7 protein-coding genes are annotated in these 8,071 nt (G+C 65.7%); 1 reads left to right on the top strand and 6 read right to left on the bottom strand.

Annotated elements, in window-relative coordinates; all coding sequences use genetic code 11:
• Positions 1-640: 640 nt before the first annotated feature.
• The 5 genes from QQK43_RS15680 to QQK43_RS15660 all read right to left on the bottom strand — a co-directional run bounded on the left by QQK43_RS15680 (position 641) and on the right by QQK43_RS15660 (position 5,422).
• A complete protein-coding gene (locus tag QQK43_RS15680; RefSeq protein ID WP_284308485.1) occupies positions 641-1,876 on the bottom strand; it encodes a hypothetical protein in 1,236 nt (411 codons plus the stop codon).
• A gap of 281 nt (positions 1,877-2,157) precedes the next feature.
• Positions 2,158-2,610, bottom strand: a complete 453-nt coding sequence (locus tag QQK43_RS15675; RefSeq protein WP_370465290.1) for a HipA domain-containing protein — start codon at positions 2,608-2,610, stop codon at positions 2,158-2,160.
• A gap of 145 nt (positions 2,611-2,755) precedes the next feature.
• The gene (locus tag QQK43_RS15670; protein WP_284308483.1) at positions 2,756-3,094 is read right to left on the bottom strand and encodes a helix-turn-helix domain-containing protein; all 339 of its coding nucleotides are present in this window, start codon (positions 3,092-3,094) and stop codon (positions 2,756-2,758) included.
• A gap of 140 nt (positions 3,095-3,234) precedes the next feature.
• Positions 3,235-4,347, bottom strand: coding sequence for a Rieske 2Fe-2S domain-containing protein (locus tag QQK43_RS15665; RefSeq protein WP_284308482.1), 1,113 nt, complete (start codon positions 4,345-4,347; stop codon positions 3,235-3,237).
• 70 nt (positions 4,348-4,417) lie between these two features.
• A complete protein-coding gene (locus QQK43_RS15660) occupies positions 4,418-5,422 on the bottom strand; it encodes a PDR/VanB family oxidoreductase (protein ID WP_284308481.1) in 1,005 nt (334 codons plus the stop codon).
• A gap of 280 nt (positions 5,423-5,702) precedes the next feature.
• Here QQK43_RS15660 and QQK43_RS15655 point away from each other — a divergent pair, with 280 nt between their 5' ends.
• A complete protein-coding gene (locus tag QQK43_RS15655) occupies positions 5,703-7,502 on the top strand; it encodes a sigma-54-dependent Fis family transcriptional regulator (protein WP_284308480.1) in 1,800 nt (599 codons plus the stop codon).
• 21 nt (positions 7,503-7,523) lie between these two features.
• Here QQK43_RS15655 and QQK43_RS15650 read toward each other — a convergent pair whose 3' ends face one another.
• Positions 7,524-7,937, bottom strand: a complete 414-nt coding sequence (locus QQK43_RS15650) for a VOC family protein (RefSeq protein ID WP_284308479.1) — start codon at positions 7,935-7,937, stop codon at positions 7,524-7,526.
• Positions 7,938-8,071 lie beyond the last annotated feature (134 nt).

Genomic DNA, 8,071 nt, shown 5'->3' with positions numbered 1-8,071 from the left:
ACCGCGCGCTCGCGCACCTCGGGCGAAAACTTCACTGACTTCCTCATGGCTCCATCCTCTCAAAGATTGGAGCCTCCTCAAAATCCGGGGCGGTTCAGAAGGCTCCAGTCAAGGACTTTTACCCCGCGAAAGTTCCTGATCGATATTTTTCTGATTCTCACGAAGCCCACTCCCAAATTGATAGTTTGCTGACCTTGGGCTTCTCCTCCGCCCAGATCTACTCGTTGCGAAAAAGATTTTCGCCGAACAAGAGCGTGTACTTGCCCACCAGCATGTTTAGAGCGTATGCACGACATGAGCAGCAAAGCTGCTTCCCGACCATTCGGGCGTGTGGGCCGGTCCGTTGCAGAAAGCCGCCTTTGGCTGCCGGGGATCGAAAGACGGCTCTCTCTGCAAGGCCGAACTTGAATATCCGAAGGACGCCTCAAGGCTGATCTGAATCCTTCACGGTCCAGTGCTTGAGCGGCAGCAACGGCCAACACCAGCCGTTGAACGACGCCCGCCCTGAATGGGGCCGCTTCACTTTCGGGTGTTTGAGGTGACTGCAAGATGCGTTCTAACCGATGTCCAGAGTGAGCAGGAGTTCGATGACTGACGCTGCAGGTGGAGGCTGGGGCCTCCTTTTACAGGCGTCCCTACATCAACCCCTAGGCAATGTCTGCAGGAAGAGTTCGTTCAAGGCGCCCGCAACGATCCCGAAGCCTTCGCTCCCTCCAAGCAGTTCAGCCAGAGAAGGAACGTCCAGAGTCCCGCTCGCCAAGTGCTCCTCAATCCTCGCGCCAAGTGCATGGGTCGCGTAGCTCAGCGCGGCCTCGCTGAGAAAACTGATACCTCGTGGAGCATTCTCGTCCAGCGCAATGAATGCACCGAAGATCTCGGGCACTGGCGCGGGAAAATTCACTTCCCGCAGCAATCCCGTTACGAATTCGACCATCAAATTGAGAATGCGCTGCTGCTGAGTCGCTAAGACCTCATTGAGAAGGCCTTCGCGCTCATACCCCGTCAAATTGGCCACAGTCAGCAGTTGCGGCAGCAAGTCCTTCGCGGCATCCTTACGCTCCGCCTCATCGGCCGCTTTCAGGACTGGCCCCAAAGGATTGGGCACTTTTCCGGTGGCGAGAAGACGGAGGTATTCCTTGGCCACTTCCCTTGTACTGAGCACCAGGAACTGTCCATGCTCCCTCGATTCCACAATGTCATTGGGTGGGCGTCGGGCCATAGGATCGATATGCGTCGTGAAGCGCTCGACCAGGCCATCCGCGCCAGTAAGTTCGCCCAGGTCGACGCCAAGGTGGATCGCGTCATAAAACGAGATCAGTGCGACCACTCTCCGACCATCCCGGTCCGGCGCGATCACCACGGAGTGCCCCATGCTGAATGGGTTTGACGAGCGCTGTGCCGCAACCTCGGGCGGCTGCCACCAGACGCGGTCATCCACGGGCCCATCGTTCTCGATCACGTCACGCGCGGCAGCAAACGACTGCGAGCGGGCCAGGTCAGGAAATGCGTGAGCAAGAAAGGTCACAGCAAGGTACACGACACCACGCATATAAGGTTCGCCGCCGAACATGCGTGCCGCGTTCAATGGGCGGGCTACGAACTCTGTTTTCACTTCGCCGGGTTTCCCCAGCATGACCTTGTAGCCATCCTTTTCCTGCTGCACCACCCATTGCCGGGCTTGCTCCATGTTGGCAAAACGCAGTGTCGCCTCCCGCCCGACAAGCTCGGGAGTCTGATCAAGACTGAGCGGGGGCGCGATGGTTGCCGAACCCTGCGAGATGAAAAATCGTTCGCCGTCTTGGGCGAGAGCCGGGGCAGGACGAACCTCATCATGGCGATCTGGGATGACTCCTAGCTTCGCGTTGATGATGTCCATGCTCTCCAACAGAGCCGCGACATGCCGACTAAACTCGTTGTTGTGCTTAGTACAGTAAATGCCTTTGTTAGTTCGCCGCCCGCCAAATGCGGCAGGAAAGGTGTGCTCGCCCGAGCCGGCTGGGTCACCGCAGATGATGCAGGTTTTTGCCATAGGTTATCCACTGGTGTTGTCTGGATGTCAGTAGCTTAAGCAAAACCGGCCGTACGAAGGTGTGGCTTGGATGACCGAAATCGCTGCAAACCCGCCTATCAACCAAACCAGCTTGACAGAGGCGGTACTCAACGCCCCGTCGTTGCCGTCGACACCCACTCCGCATAAACAAACGAAGCCCGCACACCGTCCACCAGCCGGTCCATGCGCGCCGGGTCGGCGGTGATGGGCGCAGCCGCTTCGCGCAGCAGGGCCTCCCACCGCTGCGCAATCAGCGCGGCGGTGTCGGTCAGCCATTGCATGGCTTCGTCGCGGTCCAGGCCCATGCGGTGCGCGGCGTTGGCAAGCCGCGCGAGGCCGGTGCCGGAGCGGCCGTCGGTGCCGGTGGCGAGCAGCAGCAGGGGGCCTTCTTCGATCGGGTGGAGCGGGCTGATCAGGTGGGGGGTGATGTCGAAGGCGGGTGAGAGGCCCCAGACCATGTTGTCGTAGAGCAGCCCGGTATTGCGGGCGTGGTCGTCGGTGTTGCCGACCAGGGCGTTGAAGGCCATGCGCTTCCACAGCTCGGCCAGTTGCGCGTGCAGGCGTTCGGCGTGGTCGGCTGTGCGGTCGGTCGCCGTGTGGCGGGTCCAGATGCGCAGGCGGTTGGCCAGGGCCAGGTACGAGCGCTCCGGGTCGCCGCGCGTGGCGTCCAGCCGCAGACCCTGACCGGCGTGACCACCGTCGCCGTCATCGGGGCGCCCTCAGCTGGCGTTCGGCGTAGGCCAGGGTTTCGGGGTCTTGGCGCGGATCGAGCAATTGATCTACCTGACCCAAGAGGCCCAGGGCCTGCCGCACTTTGAAGAAGTTGGCCATGGCCACGCCCTCGGCACCGGCTTCCAGCGCGCGCACGGTGGACGTGGAGACATCGGCCAGATGACCCAGCTGTTCCTGCGTCAGCCCACGCTGCTTGCGGGCCAGGGTGAGCAGCACGCCGAGGTCTTGCAGCGCGCTGCCCACCACCACGGGGGGGCGCGGGCAGGCGAGGTGCTGCGGGGGCAGGGGGCGCGCTGGGCATGGGAAGGTCATGGGTGAAATCGTTGTAATGACAATGGAATCGTCGGCAATAACATTGCCAAAACAACGAAAACACCTATTCAGGACGCGCAGAACGATGCAGCCAGGATGCCGCACCCCAAGGCTTCGCCACCGCTGGCCCCCCCGGGCCATCAGCCCCGACTCTGCTGCGCAATCAGCCGTGCCAGCAGGCGCCGCACCCGCACGGGCGCCGCGTCGTTGCTCATCAGCACCGGGTTGAGCGAGAAGAAATCGTTGGTGTTCATCTCTTTCTGCACGGCTTCGATGATGGGGCCGTCTTCGGTGACGAAGGCGTTGTGCATGGCCTCGATCTTCATCTGGTTGTACTCGCCGTCGTCCACGATGTGGTTGCGCCGTGTGGCAAAGAAGTAGTGGGTTTCGGTGGCGCTGGCGGGGGTGCAGGTGTGCAGGTCGTACTGCCCCACGGTGTCGTTCAGGTCGAGCGCGCCCTCGCCCTGGATCGCCCCCACGCTCAGTTGGATGTTGGCCGGCGCGCTCCAGGTGATGTCGAAGAAACCGCGCGCCTCGGCCGCCGGGTCGGGCAGGAAGTTGGCGAAGATCATCATGGCCGGGGTCTGGCGCCACTCCCAGCGCACGTTGACGGTGTCGTTGTCTTCCTTCACTGGTGGGATCAGCGGCGAGAGCTGGCCGCGCGTGGTGATGATTTCGCCGTGCACGTGGTCGATGTGGCTCAGGTCCATCACGTTGTCGATGATCAGCTCGTAGTTCGCCTTCATCGGCATGTAGGTGTGCGCCACGCCGGTGGCCGGGCCGTTGTCGAGTTCGGAAAAGTCGGGCAGCTTTGCCGCGTCGGCCGGCTCGTCGCCCATCCAGATCCAGACGAAGCCGTGCTTCTCCAGCAGTGGGAAGGTGCGGACCTTGGCGGCAGCGGGAATGCGCCCGGTGCCGTGCGGGTTGTGCGTGCATTGGCCGCTGCAGTCGAAGCGCAGTGCGTGGTACTTGCACACCACGTCGTCGCCGTGGCGCTCGCCCATCGAGAGGGGCACGAAGCGGTGCGGGCAGCGGTCGTGCATGGCCACGGGCGCGCCGTCGGCCTTGCGGTACATCAGCATCGAGGTGTCGAGCAACTGGCGCGTGAGCATGGCTTCGGCGCCCAGCTCGCGCGACATGGCGGCGACGTACCAGCAGTTCAGCAGGTACGGCGTGTCCGGCTTGCCCACGGGGTTGCCGCTGGGATGGGTGTAGATGGGGATCGGGGTGGTGGTTCGGGTGGGGGCGTCCATGTTGTCTCCTGTTTGTGCTTGCGGGAATGAAGGCCGTTGCCGGCCGGGTGGGGGAAAGGGGGATGCGGTTTCAGTGGTGCGCCAGCACCAGCAGCGGGCTGTGCGAGCGCGAACAGCAGGGCGTGAAGTGGCCGGGGTCGACGTGTTCCGCAGCGGTGTAGAACTGGTCGCGGTGGTCGGGCTCGCCGGCCACCAGCCGCACGCTGCAACTGCCGCAGATGCCCTGTTCGCACGACAGCGTCAGCGCAATGCCGGCGGCCTCCAGCGCCTGCGCCACGCTGGTGCCCGGCGGCACCGGCACCCGCTGGCCCGTGGGCTGCCACTCGACGGTGAACGCCCCGTCTGCCGCCTGCGCGCCCGCCGCATAACCGGGCGCCGCGGCAAAGTGTTCGGCGTGCACGCGGTTGGCCGGCCAGCCCAGTGCCTGCGCACGCTCACGCACATGGCCGATGAAGCCCGCCGGGCCGCACACCCAGACCTGGGTGCCGGGCGGTGAGTGACTGAGCAGCGAGTGCGCATCGAGCTTTTGCGCGGGCGGCCCGTCGTCGTGGTGCAGGTGCACGTGTGCGGACCACGGGGCTGTCTGCAAACGCTGGCGGAACGGCAGCCGCGCGGCGGAGCGGGTGCAGACGCGCAGTTCAAAAGACCGCTGCTCTGCCCAGAGCTGTTCGGCCATGGCCAGCAGCGGCGTGAGGCCGATGCCACCGGCCAGCAGCAAGGTGTGCGGGCAGGGGGCCAGTGCAAAAGCGTTGCGGGGCCGACTGATGGGCAACTCGGTGCCGACGTGCAGGGCCTCGTGCACGCAGGCCGAGCCGCCGCGCCCGGCGGGCTCGCGCAGCACGGCGACGAGGTAGCGGCCGCGCTCGTGCGGCGCGTTGCACAGCGAATACTGGCGCACCAGGCCGTTGGGCAGGTGCAGGTCGATGTGGGCGCCGGCGTCGAAGGCGGGCAACGCATCGGGGGCTTCGTCGGTGGGCACCAGGGTGAGCGCCACCACGTCCTCGGCCTGCACCTCGCGGTGCGACACGCGCACGCGCAGCAGGCCGCTCGCTGCGTCGGCTGTCGGGTTGGTCATGTTGTCTCCGTCGTTGTGATGGCCGCTGCACCACCCGTTGGGCGCGGCCTTTGTGGCCTTGCTGTGCAAACCTTGTGCCATCGCGCGAACGGCGTGGAGGCCATCGGCAAGCCCTTGTCGCGCAACGGTTTTCGGCGAAGCGGGGGTAAACCATGATGGCGTGGGAGAGGGCCGGTCTTCAGGATTTGCGGAAACACCGGCTGACGCCGATTTCGGGAATTGCTGAAACCGATGCGGCGCTCAAGAACGGTTGCCGACCTTTTCGACACCCCACGCCACCATGCTCCAGACCGCTGCCATCGACCCCGCCAAACTGCTGGCGGGTCACCTGCATTTCTCGCCCGACGCGGGGCACATCCAGCTGTTCGACCAGCGCATGCTGCTCATGCAGGCCGAGTCGTTCGCCGAGCTGCGGCGCGAACTCATCGTCAGCCTCGGCACCGCGAAAACGCGCGCGCTCATGATGCGGCTGGGCTACCAGCAGGGCTTCGACGACGGGCAGCGGGTGCGCGAACAACTGGGCCGTGCCGACCCCGCCGACGCGTTGGCGCTGGGGCCGCGCTTGCGCGAGATGGAAGGCTTTGTGCGCAACCAGCCGGTCGATGCGATGCAGGTCGACATCGCGCAGGGCCAGTTCTGGGGCGACTACTACTGGAGCGCGAGCTGGGAGGCGCAGGCCCACCTGGCGCATTGCGGCGTGAGCGGTTCACCGGCCTGCTGGACCATGGTGGGCTACGCCGATGGCTATTGCACCGCCGTGACCGGCATGCCCATCCACTGGCGCGAAGTGGAGTGCGTGGCCATGGGGCATGCGCGCTGCCGCGTCATTGGCCGGCCCTTGGTGGAATGGCAATCCGAAGCGCTGCAGGACGGCGAAGACGACACCGACTACCTGCAGGTCGACACCTTTGTGGACCGCGTGGGGCGCCGCCGTTCGTGGTCGGTGCCCGGCGCCACCGCACCCTCCACCGCCGCGACGGCGGGACAGCCGTCAGCCGTGCCAGTGGGCGTGCCGGCCGACCCTGGCGACAACCTGGGTGGCTTCGTCGGCACCTCGGCGGGGTTTCGCGCCGTGGCCCATCTGGTGCGCCGCGTGGCGCCCACCCACTCGACGGTGCTCTTCCGAGGAGAGAGCGGCGTGGGCAAGGAATGTTTTGCGCGGGCGCTGCACTCCATCAGCCCGCGCGCCGCGGGGCCGATGATCACCATCAACTGCGCCGCCATTCCCGCCAACCTGGTCGAGGCCGAACTGTTCGGGGTCGAGCGCGGGGCGTATACCGGCGCCGACCGCGCGCGGCCCGGGCGCTTCGAGCGCGCCGATGGCGGCACGCTGTTTCTCGACGAAATCGCCAGCCTGAGCCTGCCCGCACAGGGCAAGGTGCTGCGCGCGATCCAGGAGCGGGAGTTCGAACGGGTGGGTGGTACCGAAGTGCGGCGGGCCGACGTGCGCATCGTCGCCGCCGCCAACGTCGACCTGCGCAAGGAAGTCAGCGAAGGGCGCTTTCGCACCGACCTGTTCTTCCGCCTCAATGTGTTTCCGATCGAGATCCCGCCGCTGCGCGAGCGGCTGGAAGACATCCCGCTGCTGGTGGCACTGTTTCTGGAGCGCAGCGTGCGCCGCTGCGGCAAGGACGTGAAGGGCCTGAGCCCGCAGGCCTATGCCGCGCTGTGGGACTACGACTGGCCGGGCAATGTGCGCGAGCTGGAAAACATGATCGAACGCGGCGTCATCCTCGCGGAAGCGGGCGGCAGCATCGACGTGCAGCACCTCTTTGCCGGCGGCGAGACCTTGCGCGGCACCACCTGGGGCCTGGGGCCGGCGGGCGATCTGGTGCGCGCCGCCGGGCATGGCCACGCCGCGCCCGGCTTCCCGGAGCCTGGCGGCGATTCGGCGGGCGACCTGCCCAGCCTGGTGGATCGGCTGCTGGACCAGCAGGCCGCGTTCACCGACATCGAGGCCATGCTGATCGACCGCGCCATCGATCGCTGCGGCGGCAACGTGTCGGCGGTGGCGCGGCTGCTGCAACTGCGGCGCGGCCAGGTGGAGTACCGCATCAAGCGGCGTGAAGCCGGGGGCTGAGGCCGATCTTCAAGGGCGCGGTCACTCGGGCAGGTGGCAGACCGCTTCGATGTTGTTGCCCTCGGGGTCGATCACAAAGGCGCCGTAGTAGTGGGGGTGGTAGTCGGGGCGCAGGCCGGGCGCACCGTTGTCCTTGCCGCCGGCTGCCAGGGCCGCCTGGTAGAAGGCATCCACCTGCGCGCGGTTGGCGGCGTGCCAGGCCAGGTGGCAGCCCGAGGTGGCAGCGGGGCCACCGTACGGCGAAGGCCCGTCGATGAACCAGACGTCGGCCTTCTTACCGTCGGGCTGGGTGGCGTCCGGGTAGGCCATGCCAAACATGTTGGCGCCGTAATGGCCTTCAAAACAAATGCTGTAACCCAGCGGTGCCAGGGCTGCGCTGTAGAAGGCCTTGGCCTGGGCGATGTTGGTCACGCGAAACGTCATGTGGTCGAGCATGGTGGGGCGTCCTTGGGTGATGGGGGTGTGCGGGATGGTACTGCAAAACTGTATATATAAACAGTATTTGGGGCACGATCTTGTGCACGTGTCAGCGGATCACCCATGCCTTCCGGCAGGTGCTTTGGGCCACT

The organism is Hydrogenophaga electricum (genome assembly GCF_030160815.1).
Lineage (GTDB): Bacteria > Pseudomonadota > Gammaproteobacteria > Burkholderiales > Burkholderiaceae_C > Hydrogenophaga > Hydrogenophaga electricum.
This window is presented reverse-complemented; position numbering and strand designations above follow the sequence as displayed.